A 24,718-nucleotide genomic window follows, 5' to 3' on the forward strand; every position below is an offset into this window, starting at 1 on the left:
TGTCTTAGGTCAGTGGCAAACCAACCGCTTTGCGCCCTTCGTCGGTTTTTAATGAGAAATCCGTCCCATCATAGGCGCGCGCGGCGTCTGTGGTCAGCCAGGCAACGGCCTGCGCCACCCAATCCGCTGGGATATGCGCCTCCCAATCCAATTGGCTGACGGGGTTGATGCCCGAGGATTTGATGGCCCGTTGCATGTCGGTGGCAACTGTTCCAGGGCTGAGGCCAATGATGTTCACACCTTTGGGGCCAAGCTCCTTGTGCGCTGTTCGGGTCAGGCTCAGGAGCGCGGCTTTGGTCGCGCAGTAATGTGACCACCCCTCAAGCGCCGACGTGGCCGCACCTGACGAGACATTGATCACCAGACCGGCCTGTTGTGCAATCATGACCGGGACTGCAGCGCGCAGGATGTGAAACGCCCCCTTGACGTTGACATCGACAACCTGCCCCCAAGCAACGGGATCGGCGTCCTGAATGCGTGCGATTGGGTCGATCAGGCCCGCGTTGTTCAGCACGATATCTAGGCTGCCAAAGCGCTCTTGGGTCTGGGCCACGGCCGCCTCGGCCTGATGCCAATCAGCGACATCACACCCAAGGCCAAGCGCCTGTGGGCCAATCTCTGCTGCAATGGCTTTTACCGTGTCGGCGCTGCGGGCGGCCAGCACCACATTTGCGCCCAAAGTGGCAAGGTGGCGTGCTGTGGCCGCGCCAATCCCGCGGCTGGCTCCGGTGATCAGGGCGGTCTTACCGCTCAGGTCGATGGGGTAGGTCATAAATGTTTCCTTTGTGTGCGGTCCGGGCTGTGGACCGGGTTGCTGTTCTCAGCCGTAGATTATTTCATGCGTCACTTGCGAAAAAGGAGCCGCCGTGAAACTCTGTCGTGCGAGATCTGCATGAATGAGGCCACCTATGGATGACCAACTTATTCGCACCACGCTGCGCGTCGCGCGGGAGGGATCCTTTGCCGCGGCGGCGCGGGTCACTGGTGTTGACCCCTCTTCGATCTCGCGTCAGGTCGCGGCGTTGGAACAAGCGCTTGGCATCCGCGTGTTTGAGCGCACAACCCGGCGATTGACCCTAACCGAGGCCGGGCGGATTTACCTGGACCGTGTGACTGCGGCCCTGGACGCGATTGACGAAGCCGCCGACGCCGCGCGAGAGGCGATGAGCGAACCATCAGGGCGACTGCGCGTCACAGCCTCGGTGGCCTTTGGCGAGCGATGGCTTGTGCCCAAACTCACAGAGTTTCGGGCCAAATACCCGCAGATAGAGCTCGAACTACGCCTTACGGACAGGGTGATGGATCTGTCGGGCGAAGGCATTGATCTGGCGCTTCGCCTTGGACCTCCGCCGGAACGGGGGGCCATGGTGGCAGCCAAACTGTTCGACACCAGCTATCGGGTTGTGGCGTCTCCCCAGTATCTGGCGCGGGCGGGACGTCCCCAAACCCCAGCGGATCTGCAACACCACGATGGTCTGTTGTTTGACTTGCCTGCCTTTCAAAACAATTGGTCGTTTCGCGCGCGGGCAGGTGGGCCTGTTGTTCCCGCAGCGCCACGGGCAGTGATGACAATCTCAAACGCTTTGGCGCTTCGCCGCGCGGCGCTGTGCCATCTGGGGGTTGCGCTCCTTGCGGATTGGACCATTGACGCGGATCTCAGGTCGGGTGCGTTGATCGACTTGTTTCCGCATCACACCGTCAGCGCCGGTCAGTTCAACAGCGCGGCGTGGATCCTCTATGTGTCGCGCGACTATGTTCCCGCGCGCTTGCGGGTTTTTATCGATCACCTGAAGCAAAAAGGCCGGTGATCCAAAACCGTTGAGTCACTCAAACGTGAAGGATGTGCATAGCCATAAGTTAACCCCTCATGGTTGAGGGTTCTGCAATGGCCTGTTATTTTTATAACAGTATTTTTTCGAATTTTTTTCCAGTCCCACAGATTTAAAACGCTTTCAAAGCATAGGATTACGGATTTTGAACAAGAAGACAGCCTGTGTTGTCACCATGGTGCGTGACGACCTGTTTTTTTTGGAACGCTGGGTTCAGTATTATTCCAGTATATTTGGCCGAACCGCCTTATATGTGGTGAACCACGGCGGCAATCCTGAAGTGGCCGATCTGGCACAGGGGTGTAACCTGATCAGCATCCCTGATGAGTTTGACGAAAACTTTGACATGTATCGCTGGCGGCTTTTGAATGGGTTGGCTGCGGGTTTGCGCCACTATTTCGACTTTGTCATCGTGACGGATGTAGACGAATTTGTGGTGGTGGATCCTAAGACGGGATTGGGACTGGATGATTTTCTGGGCAAGCGACGGGGCAAGCTGACGATTACGCCTGTCGGGTTGGAAGTGGTTCACAAACAGGAACTGGAGTTGGACTCGATCGCAAACGGGCCCATGTTGGGGCCACGACGTTATGCGCGGTTTACCTCGGCCTACTCAAAACCCTGTATCTTTAATCACGCCGTCAAACTGTCCCGTGGCGGGCATTTTGCCGATGACCCGACGTTCAAGCTGTTTCGAAACCTGTATCTGTTTCACATGCGGTATGTGGATGCCGGATTGTATTTGGACACGCTGGTCCGCAGACAAGAGCAAATGTCAAAACTGGGTCACAACAAAGGGCCGATTTCGCGCGATTGGCGCCCTGTTGACCAGGGGCCGCTGCCCTATGAGAAGATCGCCAAGAAACCCGTCACGGGCGGTTTCGACTTTGACGACAATATTGCCCATCTTACTGAAAGTTGGGGACCGCGGGAGGGCAGCGGCGATCTGTATTGTTTTGAACGCGATATCTCGGACGTATTGCAGACAGTGCCGGATCGCTTCTTTGGCGTGGTCTAAGGTGTCGTTTCCTCAGTAGTGATAGCCCAAAGCCGCCTCTTGCATTTGATCCAATTGCGAGAGGATAAAGCGCCGATCTTCATCCGAGATTTCGGACGGCGTTGCAGGGCGCTGTGGGATGCTTGGCTTGAACCGCGCACCAAGCCGACGGGTGATCGGCTGGTAAGGCCCGCGACGTTGCAGTTGAAACCCCTGCGCCAGCTGTTCCAGGATCCCTTCGGGGCTCGCTTGAAAATCTTCCAGCCGCAGCACCGCGACATTGCAGTCCCGGGCTGCCAGCCCAAGCCACACAGCCGTCTTGACGTTTCGCATCTGGAGGATATTTGCAAAAACCGCGCCCGTGATGGGATGGCGATCAGGTTGCAACGGCATGCCAAGACGCAGGTCTTTTGTATCCAGACCAAAGTAGCGCGCGCGATCCACGCAGGTCTCCCAGGGCGCGCGCAGAAATTCGGAAAACGCCAAACCTTGCAGCGCGGCGGTTGCGTGCCAGGGCTTTGCATGCATGGACCGTGCCCAATCAAACACATTTCGTACAGCCACGACCACCAACATATCACCAGGGACCGCAAGCGGGGCTGAACTGCCGTGCTTCCACCCCAACAGATCAGACGGCGCAATGTCCAGATTGCGTTTGATCGACAGCCGCAGCGCATTTGTGCCGGAATTGCGTTCCCCCAAGACTTGGAACCGGTTGATCCTGTGTGTTTGCGTCATGCGGTGGCATCGCAGGAGGGTTGTTTGTTCCAAAGTTCGGGCCCCAAATTCAATTGACTGCCGCAAGCGGGTTGTTGGCCAATACGTGCAGCACCTCGCATACGTAGGCGAATTTCCGTATGCCGACTAGCGTTTTGGGCTGATCTCACTCGTCGTTGCAAAACGCAACCCTGTGCATGCCTTCACGTACGGCACAATACAACAGCGGTGATTGTCGCCCGTGACCCGGAACAACGCCGGCAATTCAAGCCATAGTTTCGCAAGTGACCGGTAATCGCTCTGATTGCGCCCTATTGTCGCCCCAAAGCGAAACCAGAAATGAAAGGGGGCATATTGGGAAGGTAGGCAGACATGGATTGGGAACTGATTCAAGGCACACTCGCAAAGATGTGGAGCAACACAGGGGGCGTGTTGTTCAAAGCAGGCCATTTCCTGAGCGCCGGGCCGCTTCTGATTGCGTTTCTGATCGCCTTTATCGTGATCGCCGTGCGCCTACGCAAACGCACCGGCGAAGTGCCGGGACCGCGCCGTATTCTGGGCTTGCTGTTTCCCCGCAATGTCTTTCTGCATGGCTCTGCCAAGATGGATTATTGGGTGTTCCTGATCAATCAGGGCGCTCTTTTCTGGATGACAGCAACCGTTATCTTTAGCCCGGCCCTGGTGGCGGAAATCCTGCTGGCGTTGACCCATCTGCTTGGCCTTGAACCTGGCGACGTCGAGATGGGGCTTTGGGGGCGCATCTTTTATTCCGCCTTTCTGGTTCTGTTGTGGGATTTTGGCGCATCCTGGGCGCATTACCTGAAACACCGGGTTCCGATCCTGTGGGAGCTGCACAAGGTGCACCACTCGGCCGAGGTCATGACCCCCATTACCGCCATGCGGCGCCACCCGATCGAAGCTGTGTTTGGTTCACTGGTCAGCGCGGCGGTGACCGGAACCGGAGTGGCTGTGTGGGTCTTTGCCTTTGGCCAAAACCCGATGCCGATCACCATCTTTGGCACGCTTGCGGGCATTTGGGTCTGGCGCGTGGCGGGCTATAATCTGCGCCACACCCATGTCTGGATCAGCTATGGCGATTTCTGGAACAGGATCTTCATTTCTCCGGCGCAACACCAAGTGCACCACAGCAAGTCGCCAGAACATTTTGACACCAACTTCGGGCATATCTTTTCGTTCTGGGACATGTTGTTTGGCACGCTTTACCTGCCCAAGAAAGATGAACGGGTCGAGTTTGGGATCGAAGAGCGCGACATGGCGCAATTCCAGTCCCTGTGGGGCGTCTATGTCATGCCTGTGGTCAAGATCTGGCGGCGTCTGCGCAAAAGCCCACGTCGCAAGCCCGTGCAGGCGGATTGATCCGCCGGGGGTCGTTGCACCATGCTATTTGCGTCTTTGCCATTTTTTCTTGGGTTTCTGCCGCTGGTTCTGATCGCGACCTTTGCGATGCGCAACCTGTCGGGGCCGCGCGGCGCGTTGGCGATCTTGGTTCTGGGCTCACTGGTGTTTTATGGCTGGTATCACCCGCCATTTGTCGTTTTGCTTCTGGGCTCGGTGGCGGTGAACTTCCTGCTGGCCAAACGGATCGCCGCCGCGCCATCACGGCTGATGACCGGAATGGGAGTTGCGCTGAACCTGGGATTGCTGGCTTGGTACAAATACGCGGGTTTCTTTGACGAGATTGCTCAGGTGCTGGCAGGCAGTGGATTAGGCCTTCCGGACGTAATCTTGCCGCTTGGCATCTCGTTTTTCACGTTTCAGCAGATCGCCTATTTGGTCGATATCCATCAGGGCAAGACCAAGCCCGGCGATGTTCTGGAATACCTGTTTTTCATCGCGTTCTTCCCGCAGCTGATCGCCGGTCCCATTGTCCACCACAAGGATATGATCCCGCAGCTGTCCCAACCGCGGTTTGCGCAGTTTCGCGCCGAAGATATCGCGGGCGGCATCGTTCTGTTTTCCATTGGTCTGGCCAAGAAAATCCTGATCGCTGACACTCTGGGCCATGGCGCGGATGAGATGTTTCTGGCCCAATCGCTGGGCGTGGATCTGAGCCTGACCGAAGCCTGGCTGGGCATGTTGTGTTACACCTTCCAGATCTATTTTGATTTCTCGGGCTATGCGGACATGGCCTTGGGCTTGGGTCTCTTGTTTGGGCTCAAACTGCCAGTCAACTTCAACTCACCCTATAAATCGACGGATATTATCGAGTTCTGGCGGCGCTGGCATATTACGCTGTCGACCTTTCTGCGCGACTACCTCTATCTGCCGCTCGGCGGCAACCGGCAGGGCAATCTGCGCCGGTATCGAAACCTTTGGATTGTCATGCTTTTGGGCGGGCTTTGGCATGGGGCCGGGTGGCAATTTGTGATCTGGGGCGGGCTGCACGGGGCCTTTCTGACGGTGGCGCATGCCTGGCGCGCCAATCAGATGCCGAAACTACCGGTTGTCGTCAGCTTTGGCCTGACTTTTATCGCTGTTCTGATGGCCTGGGTGTTCTTTCGCGCTGAGAATTTTGCGCAGGCCCAGGCGGTGTTAAGCGCACTCTTTGGGGCGACGGATGTGCACAGCCTGTCGGTGGTGGTGTTTGCCGATCTCAACCCACTTTTGGAGAGCCTCGCACTGGCGGCGCTGATCGCCTTCTTCGCGCCAAACTCAAGCGAAATCACGCGTAAACTGACCGCGCAGCCGACCCTGGCCAAAGGGCCCAATTGGTATGCCATCAGCGGCCTCCTCGCTGCGCTGTCCCTGTCACATCTATATGCAAACGGTAGCCATGCTTTCATCTATTTCCAGTTCTGAAAGCGCAAAACGTGCACCCGTCTGGGCCCTGATGAGCTTTGTGGTGACCCTGCTGACGGTTGGGCTGGCCAGTGAGCTTCTGATCCGGTCACAGGTCCTGCCCCAGGACAGCTTTGCCCAGCACCGATCGATATTGGAGAGTGTCGACACGCCGGATGCCGCCTTTGGCGACAGCCACACCGCCCGTGGTTTTGCCGCCGGGCAGGGGTTTGTGAATTTGGCGTTCCCGTCTGAAGGCATTGCCCATATGGCGTGGAAAACACAGATGTATTTCGCCGACCGCACGCCCGGGCGGGTGATCCTGCAGGCTGATCCGCATTTCTTTGCCAGTTATCGCCTGCGTCGGCAATTCGAGGCCTATTCTGATCCGTCGCCCCGGTTGCTGTATCTCGCGGACCCCCGTCATCGCGCGCGTTTGCCCGGGTATTGGACGCGCTTTGTCGAAAGCGGTTTCAAACTGGATAGCAAGGTTGTGCAAACCGCAGACGGTGCGCTGCTGTCCCCCGGTGATTTTGCCGCTCTCAGCCCCCGTGCGCAGATACTGGAGGCCCGAAAAAGGGCCATTGTGCATCAGATCGGCGCGGATGAGCGCGTGCAACTTGCGCAACAGGCCTATGCCGGGATGGTGACGTCACTGACTGAACAAGGCGCTGAGGTCTGCATGGTCAGCTACCCGGTGACCCGCGCCTATCGGGACGCGGTTGGTGCGGCGCATCAACCAATGATCGACTTCTTTCAGGGTACCGCCCTGCGCAACGGCAGCCGTTATGTAGATGCGCGATCGACCGTAACGGATCAAAGCCTGTTTCGCGATTCCGATCACCTGAACGCCCAAGGGGCCGCGGCCTTTATGGATCAATTGCTGAGCGCTTGTTTCGGTGAACGCCCCAGCTGAGCGCACTGCTTTACAATCCAGCTTTGCTACTTTAACGATCAAAGATGCAGGGGAGTCCCGCCTAAGGGACTGAGAGGCTGATTGGGTGGAAACCCGGTGACGCGACCCTTTGAACCTGACCCAGTTGACACTGGCGTAGGAAGCAAGGGACGCAAGGCCTCGTTTGTGGTGGTGCGTCCAATTTGGATGGTGTGTGCCGCCTCCACCTGCTTTCCGTGCGCATTTGGTCGTTTTGAAGCAAGTGCTTGAGGAGCGCCACGTTGAACGTACCCAATCCTAAGATCACCACGGGCGCATTGCCCGCATCGCGCAAGATCTATGTTGCAGGGGAACTGCATCCTGACATTCGCGTACCTATGCGCGAAATTGCAACCCATCCCACCGCAGGTGAAGCGCCATTGCCTGTCTATGACAGTTCAGGCCCCTATACGGACCCTGATGTGCAGACGGATATTGCACAGGGATTGGTCCCTTTGCGGGCCAGTTGGATCCAGGCGCGCGGCGATGTCGAACGCTATGAGGGGCGAGAGGTTACAGCTGCCGACAATGGATTTGTGGAGGGCGACAAGCTGACGGTTGAGTTTCCGGTGCGCCCCAAGCCTCTGCGGGGCAAACCAGGCAGCGCTCCGACCCAATTGGCTTATGCGCGGGCAGGGGTCATTACCCCGGAAATGGAGTTTGTCGCGATCCGGGAAAACCAGCTTCGGGAAACCACGCCCTGCCACCGCGACGGTAATGACTTTGGGGCCAGCATCCCCGATTATGTAACGCCAGAATTTGTGCGGTCAGAGATTGCAGCTGGACGTGCAATCATCCCTAACAACATCAACCACCCGGAATCCGAGCCGATGATCATCGGCCGTAATTTCCTTGTGAAAATCAACGCCAATATGGGAACATCAGCGGTGACCTCTTCGATGGAAGAGGAAGTGGACAAGCTGGTTTGGGCGATCCGCTGGGGGGCGGATACGGTGATGGACCTGTCTACGGGGCGCAACATCCACAACACTCGCGAATGGATCATTCGCAACAGCCCGGTGCCAATTGGGACCGTGCCGCTGTATCAAGCGTTGGAAAAGGTCAACGGCATCGCTGAAGATCTGACCTGGGAGGTGTTTCGCGACACGCTGATTGAACAGGCGGAACAGGGCGTTGATTACTTTACCATTCACGCAGGTGTGCGGCTGCATATGGTGCCAATGACCGTCAAGCGGGTCACGGGCATCGTCTCGCGTGGGGGGTCGATCATGGCCAAATGGTGTCTGCATCATCACAAGGAAAGCTTCCTGTATGAGCATTTCGAAGAGATCTGTGACATCTGCCGCCAATATGATGTGGCCTTCAGCCTGGGCGATGGGTTGCGGCCGGGGTCCATCGCGGACGCCAATGACGACGCGCAATTTGCAGAGCTGGAGACTTTGGGCGAGTTGACGCAAATCGCCTGGCGCAAGGACTGTCAGGTCATGATCGAAGGGCCGGGCCACGTGGCTATGCATAAGATCAAAGAGAACATGGAAAAACAGCTGGAGTGCTGCCATGAAGCGCCGTTTTACACCTTGGGGCCGCTGACCACGGATATTGCACCCGGGTATGATCATATCACCAGCGGCATTGGTGCGGCGATGATCGGTTGGTTTGGCTGCGCGATGCTGTGCTATGTGACGCCCAAGGAACATCTGGGCTTGCCGGATCGCGATGATGTTAAAACCGGTGTGATCACCTATAAAATTGCGGCGCATGCGGCGGATCTGGCCAAAGGGCTACCAGGGGCGCAACGCCGCGATGACGCGTTGAGCCGGGCCCGGTTTGAGTTCCGCTGGGAAGATCAGTTCAACCTGTCTCTGGACCCTGACACCGCGCGGGAATTTCACGACCAGACTTTGCCCAAACAGGCCCATAAGGTCGCGCATTTCTGTTCCATGTGTGGTCCCAAATTCTGTTCAATGCGGATCAGCCATGACATTAGGGCCGAAGCTCAGAAAGAGGGGATGGAGGCCATGGCAGCTAAATTCCAAGAAGGCGGTGAATTATATGTGCCGGTTCAAAGCACCCCAAAGCGCTCAACATAAGGGCCTATAACGCGCGCGACCCTAACTGAGCAAATCGGCGTTTGGCGCGGAGATTTGCCAAACGTCTTTGCCCGGGCGCAAAAAAGGGTAGTGCCAGAAAGAGAATAGGGCCGCGCCTGATGAAAGCGCGACCCGGATTGTTGGGGCGTTTCGCTGAAACTCCGTTGGGTTCAGCGATTGTCTTAGTCCCCGTCAGCCACACCCGCGGCCCGCAGGCGTGCACGGCGCGCGCGGTAGCTGGGCAATGCAACCAGCAGCGCCGCCAAGACCAACAAGGCCAGTGTCATCGGACGTTCCCAGATGAAAGCCACCCCATCATAAAGCTGCATGGAGCGGGCGAAATTATCCTCCATCATGCCGCCCAGGATAAAGCCGATCAGCAACGGTGCCAGCGGGTAATCAGCAAAGCGCAGCGCGGTGGCACAGACGCCAAAGCCAACCAGCAACAGCAGTTCCGTCGCATTGTTCTGGCCGATGTAAGCCCCCATCAGGGTAAAGAACAAAATAAACGGGATCAGATAGTTACGCGGAACCGAAAGCACCTTGGCGATGTAGGGGATCAACGGCAAGTTCAGGATCAGCAGCACCAGATTGCCGATAAACATCGACATGATCACCGCCCAGAACACCTGGGGTTCATCAATCATCAACCGTGGTCCTGGCGTGACATTCAGCGCAATCAGTGCGCCCAAGAGGATCGCCGTGGTGCCCGACCCCGGAATACCCAGGGTCAACAGCGGCACAAATGACCCGGTACAGGCCGCATTATTGGCGGTTTCTGGCGCAGCGAGCCCTTTGATGGATCCTTTGCCAAATTCATCTTGCTCTTCCTTGGTGGCGATATTGCGTTCCACCGCATAGCCAAGGAAGCTGGCAATGGTTGCGCCTGCGCCGGGCAGCACTCCGATGAAAAACCCTTGAAGCGACTGCCGCCCGATCACCGGCGCGATGGATTTCGCCTCGGCCCGAGTGATACGCAGATCGGAGATTTCACCACTGTCGCCGCCCATCTCTTTCTTTTTCAGAACCAGAAACAGCGCCTCGGGCAGAGCGAACATTGCCATGGCAAGGGTGATAAAGCCAAAGCCGGACTGCAGATCCATCACACCCATAGTAAAGCGCGGCATATTAAACAGCGCCCCTTCGCCCACGGTGGCCATGATCAAACCCAGAAGCGTCATCAACAGCGCCTTGGCGACTTGGCCCGTGCCAGCAAAGGCCGCAATGGCCGAAAGCCCCACCACCATCAGCGCAAAATACTCGGAAGAGTGGAACAGAAGCGCGACGGACGACAGTGCGGGCGCAAAGATCATCAACAGGATCGCGCCAATGGTGCCACCCGCGAAACTGGCGATGGCCGCCACGGTCAGCGCCTTGCCGGCCTTGCCTTGTCGCGCCATCGGATAACCGTCAAAACTGCTGGCCACCGTGCCCGCAACCCCCGGCGCATTGAGCAGAATGGATGAGGTCGATCCGCCAAAGATCGCGCCATAGTAGACGCCAGCCAGAAGGATCAGCGCAGCCGACGGATCCCCCATGGAGATCGCAACCGGGATCATAATGGCAATGATCGACATCGGACCCAAGCCCGGCAACATGCCGATAAATGTGCCGATCAGACAGCCTGCGATGACCATCAACAGGTTCTGAATCGAGAGGGCCGTTTGCAGCCCGATCAAAAGTCCTTCGAGCATATCAACCTCCTATGAACCAGGGCACGGGGCGCAAGTAGATACCCAGAACCTGTTGCACCAGATACCAGACCACAAAGGTGGCAATGGCGGCGACGACGGCCATGATGATCCAGCGCCGCTCTCCCAAAATGGCGGAGCCCAGCATCAGAAAGGCGATCGTAGAAAACAAAAATCCCATGGGGCGCAGACACAATGCATAGGCAACCATGAGGCCCAGCAGCAGCAGCGCCTGGCCGATGTGGTAATCACCCAGACGGCGGTAATCGATATCGCCGATCTTGGCCTCACCTTTTTCAAGGCCCAGCAGAATGATCACGGACGCAAGGATGCCGAGGATCGACAACACCTTGGGAAAGGTGCTCGGCCAGATTGGTGCGCGTCTCATGAATGGTGCAAGGTTTGCGTCCATGGCGAACCAGGCCGCATATCCGTAGGCTAGGCAGACCCCCAGCAGCACAAGGGCGATCCAGCGATCAAGTGCCATTTCCCTCTCCCCTCTGAAAAAGAATGGGCGGGAGTTAGGCCCCCCGCCCAAGGTCATAGTCTGTTCAGGTTTCTCGTGTGAGTGACACCCGAACGCGTGTTTTTAAATGAAGCCGAGCTTGGACATGAGACGGAAGATCACTTGCTCTTGGTCTTCGAGGAAGGATTTGAAGTCATCGCCCGAGTTGTGGATGTTGACCCAACCGTTGCGGGCGCGCACGGCTTCCCATTCTGGCGTGTCATACATTTTGGCAATCGCATCCTGATAGGTTGCCAGCTTGTCCTCCGGCAGACCCGGTGCCGCAAAGAAACCGCGCCAGTTCACAAAGCTGGTGTCGATCCCTTGTTCTTTCATGGTCATTGCGTCTGGTGCCGCATCAACACGGTCGTCTGAGGTCACGCCAATGATTTTCACCTCACCTGCTGCGGCAAGGTCCACGGCCTCGGAAAAACCGGTCGAAAGCGCTGCAATCTCGCCCGACAACAGCGCCGCCATGGCTTTGCCACCTGCGTCATAGGGGATGTATTTGACCCCCAAGGCATCCTTACCCGCTGCTTCCATCACCATCGCCGCAACCAGGTGATCCATACCCCCAGGAACCGACCCACCGCCAATTGCGGTTTTAGATGGGTTCGCGTCATAGGCGGCCAGCAGATCCGCCATTGAATTGATCGGGCTGTCTTTGCCTACCACCATCGCCGCATAATCGCCGATGGTGCCGGACACCAACGTCAGGTCGCGGAAGTTATGTGGGAACACACCGGTCAGGGACCGGATGACAATTGGCGTGGAGTTCACCATCAGCGTGCCGTGGTTGCTGTCGGCGTTTTCGATCAGGTAACCGATCGCCTTGCCGCCACCGCCGCCGGACATGTTTTCGTAAGATGCGGTCCCCACCAGACCCGAACCGGTCAGCGCTTCACCGGTGCCACGTGCGGTGCCATCCCAGCCACCACCGGCGCCGCCGGGGATCAGAAAGTGGATGCTGTCGAGGACTTTTTCGCCACCCGCAAAAGCAGGCGCACCAAAGCTGAGCGTTGCAATAGCCGTAGCCATCAGGGCGCGGCGGCCCAGTTTGAACGTTGTCATAATTTTCCTCCCATTTGACAACTGGTCGCTTGGCGACACAATCGAGGCACCAGTGTTCACGTGAACCTGTCACAAACCTGTCGCGCCAAAAAAAGAGGCATCGTGTAAATGAAATTTCTCTTGGTCGAAGATAATGTTGAACTGGCCAATGCGGTGATTTCCCGCATAAAGATGGACGGTCATGTCATTGATCACGCAGAGAAAATAGAAGACGCGAAACTATTCTCAGACACTGGGGAATATGATCTGATCCTGTTGGATATTATGCTGCCAGACGGCGATGGCCGCAGCTTTCTGGAACATCACCGGGCCCGAAATCGCAACACTCCGGTGATTGTCTTGACGGCCAGATCCGAGGTTTCTGACAGAATCAGCCTGCTGGATTTGGGGGCAGATGACTACATGACCAAACCGTTTGACCACGCGGAATTGCAGGCGCGCTGCCGCGCTGTGTTGCGCCGCAACCACGGATCCTCACAACCGGTGATCACAATCGGCGACGTTCGCTTTGATCCGGTCGCAGGGCAAGTTCTGGTGCAGGGCACGCCCGTCAAACTGCGCAATCGCGAACTTAGATTGTTTGAACTGTTGATCAATGCCCCTAACCAGATCTTCTCAAAACAAAAGCTGTTTGACCGGCTGTTCTCCTTTGACGACGACGTGTCCGAAAACGCGATCGAGGTCTATATCGGGCGGCTGCGGAAACATCTGGACGGGTCCAATGTGACCATCACCACCCTGCGCGGGCTGGGATACAGGCTGGATGTGAAATGAACGATCAAAACGGCGACAAGGTCAATATCGCGGGGTCTTTGCGCAATACGCTGATGATCTCCTTAATCGGTGGCGCGCTGGTGCTGGCGGTGATCCTCTATCTGGTGGTGCGCACCTATGCGGCGCAGATCGCACAATCGACACAGGATCGGATCCTCAGCGCGTCGGTGACCTCCATTCTGGACGCAGCCGCCATTCGCAATGAGGCGCTGTCAGTTGAACTCCCGTATTCCGCTTTTTCGATCCTGTCGACCCAGGCGGATGATCGGTTTTTCTATGCGATTCATCAGGATGGGAGGTTCCTGTCCGGGTATGAGCATATGGTGTTTACGGAAACACCCAACGGGCAGATGAAGTTTTACGCCGGTCGCTATGACGGGTCCGACCTGCGGATTGCAACCGGATCCCGGCGTCTGGTCGGAGCCAATGGGCAGACCACATTGACCGTGAGCGTTGCACAGGGCCAGCAAAGCCTTGCAGGCGTGTTGAACCGAATTTCACGCAACGCGGGCCTGCTGGGGTTTGGCTTCTTTGCCCTGATGACGTTGCTGTCGTTGTGGCTGACCTATGCCACCATCGCGCCGCTGACACGTCTGGCGGCCTCGGTTCAACGGCGCGGTCCCGAAGACTTGCGCCCGGTTGCTGCACCGGTGCCTGCGGAAATGGCGCCGCTTGTGGGATCGCTCAACAGCTTTATGCGGCGTTTGGCCCATTCGTTGGATCAATCCGAAGAGTTCATTGCCGAAGCCGCCCACCGGGTGCGCACACCGCTAGCCACGGTGCGCTCTTATGCGGAGACAACTTTGCAACGGGTGGACAAACTGGAAAACCGACAAGCGCTGCGGGCCATGGTGCGGGCCATCGACGAAAGCTCCCGCGCGGCGGGGCAACTGTTGGATCACGCGATGATCACCTTTCGTGCGGACCATTTGCGACGGTCCAAACTGGATCTGGCCGAGGTCACCGGCGATCTGATCCGCGCCATGCGCCCGCTTGCGGATATGAAAGACGTGGATCTGGACCTCTCAGCAACGCAACAGGTCTGGATCGAAGGCGATGCCATCTTGTTGCAGAATGCGCTGCGCAACCTTGTGGACAATGCGCTGAAATACGCCCCGGCTGAAAGCGTGATCCAGATCATCGTGTCAGATGACCCAGCCAACATCCGCGTGCAGGACAGCGGCCCCGGATTTCCGCAGGATGAGATCCCCGATCTGTCAACCCGGTTCACACGGGGCTCTAACGCGGCAGAAACGATCGGCTCGGGCCTGGGCCTGACCATCGCGCAAGACGTGGCGGTGGCGCATGGCGGGACGCTGATCCTGACCAATCGCAAGGAGGGCGGCGCATGCGCAACATTATCCTTTTGATATTTCTGGCCGCGGCCAATCTTGTCCAGGCCCAAGACTGGGAAGACAGGAAACTGTTTGGCCCGTCAAACGCGCAACAGGTTCTGCGGGTCTTGTCCAGCACGGATGTGGTCTATCTGGACACGGTGCTGTCTGACTTTGTGCGCACCGTCGATGGGGCCCAAATCGAATATCTGGTCACGGGCACCGCCGACATAAATGACATCATCCGCAAGGATCCCGATGCCTATGACGTGGTGATTTCCAGCGCGATGGATCTGCAGGTCAAACTGACCAACGACGGCTTTGCAAAACCGCTCAGAACCATTGAACGGCCCGATTGGATGCAGTGGCGGCAAAGCCTGTTTGGGTTTTCGGCAGAACCGGCGGCCATTGTGGTCAACACCGCTGCGTTCAAAGATCTTGGATTGCCGCGCACCCGCCAAGAGCTGATTTCATTGTTTCGGGCAGAACCTGATTTGTTTCGCGACAAGATCGCGACCTATGACATCCGCCGATCTGGTCTCGGTTACTTCTTTGCCACCCAGGACGCGCGCGCGTCGGAAACCTTTTGGCGTTTTACCGAGGTGATCGGCAACCTTGGCACGCGGCTTTACTGCTGCTCCGGTGAGATGATCACAGCTGTGGCCAAGGGCGACGTTTTGGTCGCTTATAATGTTTTGGGCAGCTATGCGGCGACACAGGCGCTGGCGGATCCCCGCATCCAAGTCATCGTGCCTGAGGATTTCGCCACCACGATGATGCGTACGATTTTTGTAACCCGCAACACCAGTCGCCCCAAGCTGGCCGAAAGCTTTGTGGCGCATCTGCTGGAAGCCGCTGAAAGCCGGGAGCCCGTTGACAGGCTGCAACTCCCGCCGCTGGAAAGCGAAGCCGGGCGAGAGCTGCAAAAGGTGGTCCCGTTGGAACCCTCGCTGATGATCTATCTGGATCGCCTGTCCCGCAAAGCCTTCACCCTGGAATGGGAAAGCGCGATTATTCAATAGGGGTCGCGGGCTGTCTATGAGCGCAAGGCCTGTGTCAGGGCGTGAAACGAGCCCTTGGGCGTCCGGGCAAGCGTGTCAAAATCCACATGCACCAGCCCAAACCGTTTTTCATACCCCAAGGCCCATTCATAGTTGTCGAGCAGGGACCACAGGAAATATCCGGCAATTGGAACACCGTCTCCAATTGCCTGCTTTACGGCCGCAACATGTTGATTGATATAATCAATACGAACATCATCGGCGGCCGCCCCCGCATGGACTATATCCGCATTGGCCATCCCGTTTTCGGTGACATAAAGTGGCAGAGAGCCAGTGTATTCTTGGGCCGCCCGCATAAGGAAGTCATAAAGACCCTGCGGATATATCTCCCACTCCATCTGTGTCTTTGGCAGCGGGCCGGGCACCAGTTGACTGTGCGGCCACGGACCATCTGCGGGTGCAAGGAGGGAGCGGGTGTAATAATTGATCCCACACCAATCGACGGGTGCACCGATGGTGGCAAAATCATCTTGCCAGCCTGTTGGCAGATGCGGCTCTAACCCTTCCAGAGCCAGTTCTGGATAGGCCTTTTGGAAGACGCCGCCCATGAAAAACCGGTTGTAAATTGCGTCTTGAACCGCTGCCGCATGATGGGCCGCCGCACTGTCATCGGCTGGGGTGGCCCATTCCAGATTGAACACTGCGCCCAGGTTTGAAAGGCCCATCGCCCGCATGGCCTGCGTTGCGGTGCCATGTGCCAGCAACACATGATGCATGGCCCGTGCGGTTGCCCGAATGTCGCGCAGACCGGGTGCGTGGGCGCCTTCAAAATGGCTGAGCCAGCTGACGCACCAGGGCTCATTGATGGTTGCAATCGAATGCATCCGGTCCCCAATCCGCCCCATAATGATCTGCGTAAACTCGGCAAACCATTGGGCCACATCCCGGTTGCGCCAGCCGCCCAGATCCGCCAGGGCCGAGGGCATTTCCCAATGATAAAGGGTCACACAGGGTTTGATCCCGCGCTCTAGCATGGCGTCGGTCAGCCGGTCATAATAATCCAGCCCGTCCTGATTGATGGCACCGCGCCCTTCGGGCAGCACGCGGGCCCAGCTGGTGGAAAACCGGTAACAATCAAAGCCTGCGGCGGCCACCAGATCCAGATCATCTGCAAACCGGTGGTAATGATCACAGGCACGATCGCCATTTTCCGCACGCACCACATTGCCGGGCGTTGCAGCAAAACTGTCCCAATGGGTGGAACCTGCGCCGCCAAATTGGTGCCCCTCGATCTGATACGAGGAAGTCGCGACTCCAAAATCAAAACCTTGTGGAAAGTCTGAGCGTTTAAAATCCATTAGTCGGGTCCTGGGCCTGTGGAGCGCCCGACGACAAGTTCGGCCTCCAACATGCGTGTCTGAGCCTCAAGCTGAGGGTTGTTGATCTGGTCAATCAGGATACCGGCGGCGATCACACCCGCCTGCCGAACCGATGATCGTGTGGCGGTAAAGATCGGCACGTCCTGGCCGTTTTTCAGATAGGACAGGTCATCATCATGGGCGATCACGGACACATCGCGGGCCATTTTCAATCCGGCCTCTTCAATTGCGCGCCGCACGCCAATGGCGGAAATCATGGAGGACACCATAAAGGCGGTGGGCGGTGTCTCCATCCGCAGCATGTCGCGGGCGGCGTGATGGCCTGCGACCTCGGTCATCTCCTCCGAAAACATAAAGTCCGGATTGACCTCTATGCCTGCCGCAGTCAGCGCCTCAAGGTATCCGGTGCGGCGGCGCCAGGCAAAATCCATATCCTCAAGCCCGTTGATCAAAGCGATCCGGCGATGGCCAAGATCGATCAGAAATTCAGCGGCCCGGCGGAATGACCGGGTGTTGTCCACATCAACCCAGTTATAGGGCCCATGCTCGTGGCTGGAACGGCCGTGCACAACAAATGGGATCCCAAGGTCACGCAGATCCTTGATCCGCGGTTCGGTGACATTTGGCCCCTGCAGCACAACCCCATCAACAACCCGTCGATTGTACAGGGATTTGTAAATTTCAGCCTCACCGCCATCGATCGCATGAGCGAACATCAGGTCATAATTGTTCTGCGAATAGGTCTGCAAAGCGCCGGCAACAAAATCGCCAAAAACCGGGTTCACGATCTCATGCCGAGCGGACAGGGGGATCACATGTCCGATCACCATTGCGCGCCCTGTGGCCAATCCGGTGGCGCGGCTGTTGGGGCTGTAATTGTGTTCACGGGCGGCGGCAACGACTCGAATCCGGGTCTTCTCACTCACTTCTGGATAGCCGTTCAGCGCACGGCTCACCGTGGTTTGAGAAAGGCCAAGCAATTCAGAGAGTTCTTTGAGATTCATGTCGTCCTGTCTGGGGGAAATCCCCCAAAGCGTTTTGAAAGAAAGGCTGTAAATTGTTTGCGGGCGAAATTCGAGCAAGTCAATGATTTTCAACGCCTGAAAATTAATTCATTTAAAAACAATAATTAAAAGCACTTTGGTTGATTTACGTTGACACCAAAGGTGGAGTTCGGATTGATAAGGTTAATCCAAAGCGCTTTGAAAACGGGTGAAGCACTGCGGAGCTGTAGGGCCACGGGGTCCAACTTTAGGGAGGAAACAATGAAATCGACGCTCATGACGAGCGCGGCCGCTATTGCCATTTGTGCCAGCGCCGCTTTTGCAGATGACCATCTGACATTCAAACCGGGTGAAGGGCCTTTTGACTGGGACGGCTACGCGGCCTGGGCCAAGGATGCGCCGGATCTCTCGGGGCAGACGATCACCGTTGCGGGCCCGTGGATGCAGCCGGAATGGGGCTTCTTTGAAAATGGATTGGCGTATTTTGAACAGGCCACCGGCGCGGATGTGATCTATACGGGCTCTGACAGTTTTGAGCAGCAGATCCTGATCGATGCCGAAGCGGGCTCTGCCCCCAATATCGCCATCTATCCACAACCCGGATTGGCCTCATTGATGGCCAGCAACGATCAGCTGTCCCCGATGCCCGAAGGCATGGGCGATTGGGTGCGTGACAATTATGCAGCCGGACAGTCTTGGGTGGATCTTGGCACCTTTGCAGACGCCAATGGCACACCGCAGATGTACGGGTTCTTTTTCAACGTGAACGTCAAATCGCTGGTCTGGTACAGCCCCGAAAACTTTGACGACGCGGGCTATGATGTGCCCACCTCGATGGAAGAGCTGAAAGCCCTGACAGATCAGATCGTCGCCGATGGCGAGGTGCCGTGGTGCATTGGCCTGGGATCTGGTGCGGCAACCGGCTGGCCAGCGACCGATTGGGTCGAAGACATGATGCTGCGCACCCAATCCCCCGACGTCTATGACCAATGGGTCACAAACGAGATCCCCTTTGACGATCCCCGCGTTCTGGCAGCCATTGATGAATTTGGCTGGTTCGCGCTGGATGATGCCAAGGTTGCAGGTGGCGCAGGCGCGGTTGCCTCCACTGACTTCCGTGACAGCCCCAAAGGTCTGTTCACCTCTCCGCCGCAGTGCTACATGCACCGCCAGGCTTCCTTTGTGCCGGCCTTCTTTCCCGAAGATCTGGAATTTGGCGTAGATACCGATTTCTTCTATCTGCCAAGCTTTGCCGAAAAAGATCTGGGCAACCCGGTTCTGGGCGGCGGCACCTTGATGGCGATCACCACGCCTTCGGACGCCACCACCGCCTTAATGGAGTTCTTCCAGCAGCCCATCGTCCATGAAGTTATGATGGCGCAGACCGGATTTTTGACCCCGCATGATGGTGTCAACATGGACGCCTACAAGGACGACACTCTGCGCGGTTTGGGTGAGATCCTGAAAGGCGCGACAACCTTCCGATTTGATGGGTCAGACCTGATGCCGGGCGGCGTGGGTGCCGGGACCTTTTGGACCGGTATGGTCGACTACACCGGCGGCAAACCCGCTGCCGAAGTGGCCGCCGAAATCCAGTCCAGCTGGGACGCATTGAAGTAATTGCCACCCAACCACTCACAAAGGCCCTGCCGCAGCAGGCGGGGCCTTTTTCCGACTAGGAGCTTATCATGAACCCGGTCATCCTTGGCCTGATCACCATCGCAACGGGGGTGGCGGGCTGTGTTGGATATTTTTTCCTCTCAAACCTCATACTAGATTCCATCTGGCCCGCACGCGGCCCCAATGCAGGGCGCAACATCAACCGCGCCAATTTGGTCCGCCCGTGGCTATTCTTGCTGCCGGCGCTACTTGGTATCAGCCTGTATCTTGCCTATCCCGTGGTTGAGACGCTGCGTCTGTCGCTGATGGACCGGGTACAGGGCGGCGGATATGTATGGGCAGGGTTTGACAATTACGCGCAGATGCTGAGCGAGGCCAAGTTCTGGGAAGCCATGCGCAACAATATGCTGTGGCTGATTGTGGTGCCCGCGGTGTCCACCGCGCTGGGGCTTATGGTGGCGCAGCTCACCGATCGGATTGCCTGGGGCAACATTGCCAAGTCTTTGATATTTATGCCAATGGCAATCTCATTTGTGGGCGCATCGGTGATCTGGAAACTGGTCTATGACGCACGCCCCGAAGGCAGCGATCAGATCGGCATTTTAAACGCGCTTTATGTTTGGATGTCCGGTGACGGTCCGCAAACCTGGCTGACGCTGCCGTTTTGGAACAACTTCTTTCTGATGGCGGTGCTGATCTGGATCCAAACCGGCTTTGCCATGGTGATCCTGTCGGCCGCCTTGCGTGGCATCCCCGAAGAAACCATTGAGGCCGCGATTGTGGATGGCGCCAACCCGTTCCAGATCTTTTTCCGGATCAAGGTGCCGCAGATCCAAAACACCATCCTTGTGGTCTGGACGACGATCACCATCACCGTGCTCAAGGTGTTTGACATCGTCTTTGCCATGACCAACGGCCAGTGGGAGACGCAGGTTCTGGCCAATTACATGTACGACAAGATGTTTCGCGCCAATGACTGGGGCGTGGGGTCGGCGGCTGCCATGGTGATTATGCTTTTGGTCACGCCGATCCTGGTCTGGAACGTGCGCAATGCGCGCCGCGAGATGCGCTGAGGAGGCAACCATGGACAATATTGCAGGACAACGATCCTCGCTCACGTGGATCGTACATATTTCGGTCGCGGCCCTGGTTGCCTTGTGGCTGTTTCCAACCGTCGGCCTGTTTGTGTCGTCGTTTCGCACCGGCGACCAGATCGCGGCCTCGGGCTGGTGGCGCGCACTTGGCGCGTCTGAACAGAACCTGACCTTTCGCACCGCTGCACCAGACACGCAAGTTCAGGAGGACGGGCTTTATGTGATCCAGGGCAACCTGTTTGATGGGGGAGAGGCGTTGGATATGCGAGTCTGGGGGGTTAGCTCCCGTGCGGTTGACGCCTTCACGCCGGGTGATACAGCAGAGCTGCGCAAAGGCGGCACGCTGACGCTGTCACCCGATGGCAGCTACCGGATGGAACACACCGAACCCTTCAGCGGCAAGCGCGGCCAACGCGTCTTTATCACCGCTGTGGTCCCCCCTGAATTCACGCTTGAGAACTATAACAAGCTGCTGTTTACGGCAGGGCAGGGCGAAGGCATGGGCGAGGCCTTTGTAAACACGCTGACCGTGACCATCCCAGCCACGATCATCCCGATCCTTGTGGCAGCCTTTGCCGCCTACGCCCTGGCCTGGATGGAGTTTCCGGGCCGTGCGCTGCTGATTGCGGTGATTGTCGGGCTTTTGGTGGTGCCGTTGCAGTTGGCGCTGATCCCCTTGTTGAAACTGCATCTGAACATTGGCATCGGCAAAGGGTATCTGGGCGTCTGGCTGGCCCATACCGGCTTTGGCATGCCGCTGGCGATCTACCTTTTGCGCAACTACATGGCAGGGCTTCCGCGCGATTTGATTGAAAACGCCCGCGTCGATGGCGCAAGTGAGTTCCAGATCTTCACCAAGCTGATCCTGCCCCTCAGCTTTCCGGCTTTGGCGTCTTTTGCGATCTTCCAGTTCCTGTGGACCTGGAACGACCTTCTGGTGGCCAAAGTCTTCCTCATCGACTCCACCGGTCAGACCACCGTTATGACCGCCCGCATCGTCGAGATGCTGGGCACCCGTGGTGGCAATTGGGAGATCCTCGCCACCGCGGCCTTTGTGTCCATTGCCGTGCCGCTGGCGGTCTTCTTTGCAATGCAACGTTATCTGGTGCGCGGCCTCTTGGCTGGCTCCGTGAAATAAACATAGGTCAAGGTGCCTGATGAACATGCAAACTCAACCCGAACAAACCGTAGTCCGCGCAACCGATCCAAACTGGTGGAAAGGCGGCGTGATCTATCAGATCTACCCACGTTCTTTTCAAGACAGCAACGGAGATGGCATTGGTGACTTGCCGGGCATCACTCAGCGGTTGCCTTACATTGCCTCCCTTGGCGTCGATGCGATCTGGATTTCGCCGTTTTTCAAATCCCCGATGAAGGATTTCGGCTATGACGTCAGCGATTACCGCGATGTGGACCCGATGTTCGGCACATTGGATGATTTTGCCGAACTGTTGAAAACCGCCCATAATCTGGGCCTGCGGGTGATGATTGATCTGGTGTTGTCCCACAGTTCGGACCAACACCCGTGGTTTGCCGCCAGCCGCGCCAGCCGGGACAATGAGAAATCGGATTGGTACGTTTGGGCCGATGCGCAACCCGACGGCACGCCGCCGAACAACTGGCTGTCGATCTTTGGTGGCTCCGCCTGGCAATGGGACACGCGGCGGGAGCAGTATTACCTGCACAACTTCCTGACAACGCAGCCGGATTTGAACTTTCACTGTCCTGACGTGCAGGACGCGCTTCTGGATGTGGCGCGCTTCTGGCTTGACCTGGGCGTCGATGGCTTCCGTCTGGACACCATCAACTTCTACTTCCATGACGCCCAACTGCGCAGCAACCCCGTCCTCAGCGCGGATGCACGCAACGCCTCTATCGCGCCGTCGGTGAACCCGTATAATTATCAGGATCACCTGTATTCCAAAAACCAGCCGGAAAACCTCGTGTTCCTCGAACGGCTGCGGGCGCTGTGTGACGAATATGACGATCGCGCTTGTCTGGGTGAGGTCGGCGATGCCCAACGCGGGCTTGAGATCATGGGCGAATACACCAGCGGCTCCAAGCGCATGCACATGTGCTACGCCTTTGAATTCTTGGAAAGCAAACCGCTAACGGCGGCTTATGTGAAACAGGTCTTTGACCGGCTGGATGCGGTCGCGCCCGAGGCCTGGGCCTGCTGGGCCTTTTCCAACCATGACGTAATGCGCTTTGCCTCGCGGTGGACCCTTTCGGACGCAGCTTTGCGCACGCATATCGCCCTGATGATGTGCCTGCGCGGCTCTGCCTGCCTGTATCAAGGTGAGGAGCTAGGGCTGGAAGAGGCTGATGTTGCCTTTGAAGATCTACAAGATCCTTATGGCATTGAATTCTGGCCGGAATTCAAAGGCCGCGATGGCTGCCGCACGCCAATGGTCTGGGAAACGCAGTCAGAAAACGCAGGCTTTGGCGCGGACAAGACCTGGCTGCCGGTGAGCCCCGCACAGGCAGCCATGGCTGTGGACCGACAGGAAGCCGATCCGGACGCCCTGTTGCACCACTATCGCCGCGCCATTGCCTTGCGCAAAGCGCACCCGGCGCTGTCCCTGGGAGAGACCACATGGATGGACGCCAGCGGAACCGTGCTCAGCATGATCCGCGAATACAACGGGGTTGAGCTTTTGTGCGTTCTGAACCTTGCCGACCAGCCTGCAACCACCACGCTGCCTGCAGGCAATTGGATCTCGGTCGCGGACGGTTTGGGCGGGCAGGCCCCGCAGGGAGCACTGGCACCCTGGGGTTTCATTATCGCGCAGAAGAAGGACGCATAAACCGATGGCTGAGTTGAAGCTGACAAATGTCGCCAAGACCTACGGCGGGTCTGTCGACGTGCTGCGTGACATCAATCTCGACATCGAGCAGGGCGAGTTGATCGTCTTTGTCGGGCCATCGGGCTGTGGCAAGTCGACTTTGTTGCGGATGATTGCAGGACTGGAAAAGATCACCGGCGGCACGTTGGAGATCGAAGGCGCGGTGATGAACGACGTGCCGCCGGCGCAGCGTGGCATTGCAATGGTGTTCCAATCCTACGCGCTGTATCCGCATCTGACCGTGCGCGAGAACATGGCCTTTGCCCTGAAGATCGCCAAAAAGCCCAAGGCCGAGATCGACGCCGCCATCACCCGCGCGGCCAAGATCCTGCAGCTGGAGGATTATCTTGATCGTCTGCCCAAGGCGCTGTCAGGTGGCCAACGTCAGCGGGTGGCCATTGGCCGGTCCATCGTGCGCGACCCCAAGGTCTATTTGTTTGATGAACCGCTCTCAAACCTGGACGCGGCCTTGCGCGTGGCCACGCGGATTGAAATCGCGCGGCTCAAAGAGAGCATGCCCGACAGCACCATGATCTATGTGACCCATGATCAGGTGGAGGCGATGACATTGGCCAGCCGGATTGTGGTTCTGGCCAACAAAGGTATTGCCCAGGTCGGCACCCCGCTTGAGCTCTATGAAACGCCCGACAACGAGTTTGTGGCGCAGTTCATCGGCTCGCCTGCGATGAACCTGTTGCCCGGTGAGATCATTGAAACCGGACAGATGACACGGATCGCGCTGGATGCCGGGGGAACAGCTGTATCTGCGATCACGACACAGGCCTCGCAGTTGGGGATGCGGGTCAATGTGGGCGTGCGTCCCGAGGATCTGACACAGACCGACGACACCCCGCTGTTTCAAGGTACGGTGGATTTCACCGAAGCCTTGGGAGAGGTGACGTTGATCTATGTGGACCGCCCCGATGGTGGCGAACAACTGATCGCCAAACTGCCGGGCATTCACAAAGGTTTGCGTGGGCAGGCAATCAAACTGGGCGCAAACCCAACCAAGGTGCACCTGTTCGCCAATGGCCAATCCCTGCGCCTTGGGTGACGCATATGGCTCGCAGCG

Annotated in this window: 21 protein-coding genes and 1 riboswitch; of the genes, 14 read left to right on the forward strand and 7 right to left on the reverse strand. The window is 57.5% G+C overall.

The genetic code is table 11. The annotated features are described in order from the left end of the window. Positions 1–4: 4 nt before the first annotated feature. Positions 5–772: an SDR family oxidoreductase gene (locus GFB49_RS14465; protein ID WP_153216633.1), complete on the reverse strand. Its 768-nt coding sequence runs from the start codon at positions 770–772 to the stop codon at positions 5–7. 136 nt (positions 773–908) lie between these two features. Here GFB49_RS14465 and GFB49_RS14470 point away from each other — a divergent pair, with 136 nt between their 5' ends. After that, positions 909–1,808 (forward strand): LysR family transcriptional regulator, encoded by a 900-nt coding sequence (locus tag GFB49_RS14470; RefSeq protein WP_153216634.1) that lies wholly within the window; start codon positions 909–911, stop codon positions 1,806–1,808. A 166-nt stretch (positions 1,809–1,974) separates the two neighbouring features. Further along, entirely contained in the window at positions 1,975–2,847 is an 873-nt protein-coding gene (locus GFB49_RS14475) for a glycosyltransferase family 2 protein (protein ID WP_153216635.1), read from the forward strand. 12 nt (positions 2,848–2,859) lie between these two features. On the opposite strand, the gene GFB49_RS14480 is transcribed toward GFB49_RS14475, so the two are convergent. Beyond that, entirely contained in the window at positions 2,860–3,564 is a 705-nt protein-coding gene (locus GFB49_RS14480) for a hypothetical protein (protein WP_153216636.1), read from the reverse strand. 351 nt (positions 3,565–3,915) lie between these two features. On the opposite strand from GFB49_RS14480, the gene GFB49_RS14485 reads away from it, so the two are divergent. The 4 genes from GFB49_RS14485 to thiC all read left to right on the forward strand — a co-directional run bounded on the left by GFB49_RS14485 (position 3,916) and on the right by thiC (position 9,327). After that, positions 3,916–4,920: a sterol desaturase family protein gene (locus GFB49_RS14485; RefSeq protein ID WP_153216637.1), complete on the forward strand. Its 1,005-nt coding sequence runs from the start codon at positions 3,916–3,918 to the stop codon at positions 4,918–4,920. A 21-nt stretch (positions 4,921–4,941) separates the two neighbouring features. Continuing rightward, positions 4,942–6,363 (forward strand): MBOAT family O-acyltransferase, encoded by a 1,422-nt coding sequence (locus tag GFB49_RS14490; RefSeq protein ID WP_153216638.1) that lies wholly within the window; start codon positions 4,942–4,944, stop codon positions 6,361–6,363. Beyond that, positions 6,338–7,258, forward strand: a complete 921-nt coding sequence (locus GFB49_RS14495) for a hypothetical protein (RefSeq protein WP_194269361.1) — start codon at positions 6,338–6,340, stop codon at positions 7,256–7,258. The genes GFB49_RS14490 and GFB49_RS14495 overlap by 26 nt, the downstream gene beginning before the upstream one ends. Positions 7,259–7,296: 38 nt before the next feature. Further along, positions 7,297–7,417: riboswitch (TPP riboswitch) on the forward strand. A 101-nt stretch (positions 7,418–7,518) separates the two neighbouring features. Further along, a complete protein-coding gene (gene thiC / locus GFB49_RS14500) occupies positions 7,519–9,327 on the forward strand; it encodes a phosphomethylpyrimidine synthase ThiC (protein ID WP_153216640.1) in 1,809 nt (602 codons plus the stop codon). Between the two features lie 182 nt (positions 9,328–9,509). On the opposite strand, the gene GFB49_RS14505 is transcribed toward thiC, so the two are convergent. The 3 genes from GFB49_RS14505 to GFB49_RS14515 all read right to left on the reverse strand — a co-directional run bounded on the left by GFB49_RS14505 (position 9,510) and on the right by GFB49_RS14515 (position 12,594). Continuing rightward, entirely contained in the window at positions 9,510–11,021 is a 1,512-nt protein-coding gene (locus GFB49_RS14505) for a tripartite tricarboxylate transporter permease (protein WP_153216641.1), read from the reverse strand. Position 11,022: 1 nt separating this feature from the next. After that, on the reverse strand, positions 11,023–11,505 hold the full coding sequence (locus GFB49_RS14510) for a tripartite tricarboxylate transporter TctB family protein (RefSeq protein ID WP_153216642.1): 483 nt from the start codon (positions 11,503–11,505) through the stop codon (positions 11,023–11,025). A gap of 102 nt (positions 11,506–11,607) precedes the next feature. Beyond that, entirely contained in the window at positions 11,608–12,594 is a 987-nt protein-coding gene (locus tag GFB49_RS14515) for a Bug family tripartite tricarboxylate transporter substrate binding protein (RefSeq protein WP_153216643.1), read from the reverse strand. A gap of 108 nt (positions 12,595–12,702) precedes the next feature. Here GFB49_RS14515 and GFB49_RS14520 point away from each other — a divergent pair, with 108 nt between their 5' ends. The 3 genes from GFB49_RS14520 to GFB49_RS14530 are packed head-to-tail and all read left to right on the forward strand — an operon-like array spanning position 12,703 to position 15,724. Next, positions 12,703–13,368 carry a response regulator transcription factor gene (locus GFB49_RS14520; RefSeq protein WP_153216644.1) on the forward strand — a complete coding sequence of 222 codons (666 nt, stop codon included), beginning with the start codon at positions 12,703–12,705 and terminating at the stop codon, positions 13,366–13,368. Continuing rightward, the gene (locus tag GFB49_RS14525; RefSeq protein WP_153216645.1) at positions 13,365–14,738 is read left to right on the forward strand and encodes a sensor histidine kinase; all 1,374 of its coding nucleotides are present in this window, start codon (positions 13,365–13,367) and stop codon (positions 14,736–14,738) included. Before GFB49_RS14520 ends, GFB49_RS14525 begins: the two co-directional genes overlap by 4 nt. Continuing rightward, positions 14,717–15,724, forward strand: a complete 1,008-nt coding sequence (locus tag GFB49_RS14530) for an ABC transporter substrate-binding protein (RefSeq protein ID WP_153216646.1) — start codon at positions 14,717–14,719, stop codon at positions 15,722–15,724. Before GFB49_RS14525 ends, GFB49_RS14530 begins: the two co-directional genes overlap by 22 nt. 14 nt (positions 15,725–15,738) lie before the next feature. Here the strand turns inward: GFB49_RS14530 and GFB49_RS14535 are convergent, their stop codons facing one another. Together GFB49_RS14535 and GFB49_RS14540 are read right to left on the reverse strand one after the other, a co-directional pair. Next, positions 15,739–17,061, reverse strand: coding sequence for a GH1 family beta-glucosidase (locus GFB49_RS14535; protein WP_153216647.1), 1,323 nt, complete (start codon positions 17,059–17,061; stop codon positions 15,739–15,741). Next, entirely contained in the window at positions 17,061–18,086 is a 1,026-nt protein-coding gene (locus tag GFB49_RS14540) for a LacI family DNA-binding transcriptional regulator (protein ID WP_153216648.1), read from the reverse strand. Before GFB49_RS14540 ends, GFB49_RS14535 begins: the two co-directional genes overlap by 1 nt. A 261-nt stretch (positions 18,087–18,347) precedes the next feature. Between GFB49_RS14540 and GFB49_RS14545 the strand changes: the two genes are divergently transcribed. The 5 genes from GFB49_RS14545 to GFB49_RS14565 all read left to right on the forward strand — a co-directional run bounded on the left by GFB49_RS14545 (position 18,348) and on the right by GFB49_RS14565 (position 24,700). Further along, positions 18,348–19,706, forward strand: a complete 1,359-nt coding sequence (locus tag GFB49_RS14545) for an ABC transporter substrate-binding protein (protein WP_153216649.1) — start codon at positions 18,348–18,350, stop codon at positions 19,704–19,706. A 68-nt stretch (positions 19,707–19,774) separates the two neighbouring features. Beyond that, complete coding sequence (locus GFB49_RS14550; RefSeq protein WP_153216650.1) at positions 19,775–20,779, forward strand: carbohydrate ABC transporter permease; 1,005 nt, start codon at positions 19,775–19,777, stop codon at positions 20,777–20,779. A 10-nt stretch (positions 20,780–20,789) separates the two neighbouring features. Further along, positions 20,790–21,938 carry a carbohydrate ABC transporter permease gene (locus GFB49_RS14555; RefSeq protein ID WP_153216651.1) on the forward strand — a complete coding sequence of 383 codons (1,149 nt, stop codon included), beginning with the start codon at positions 20,790–20,792 and terminating at the stop codon, positions 21,936–21,938. Between the two features lie 19 nt (positions 21,939–21,957). After that, a complete protein-coding gene (locus tag GFB49_RS14560) occupies positions 21,958–23,607 on the forward strand; it encodes an alpha-amylase family glycosyl hydrolase (RefSeq protein ID WP_425505226.1) in 1,650 nt (549 codons plus the stop codon). 4 nt (positions 23,608–23,611) lie between these two features. Beyond that, positions 23,612–24,700: an ABC transporter ATP-binding protein gene (locus GFB49_RS14565; protein ID WP_153216653.1), complete on the forward strand. Its 1,089-nt coding sequence runs from the start codon at positions 23,612–23,614 to the stop codon at positions 24,698–24,700. The last annotated feature ends 18 nt before the right edge of the window (positions 24,701–24,718 follow it).

The organism is Tritonibacter litoralis, assembly GCF_009496005.1.
Taxonomy (GTDB): Bacteria; Pseudomonadota; Alphaproteobacteria; order Rhodobacterales; family Rhodobacteraceae; genus Epibacterium; species Epibacterium litoralis.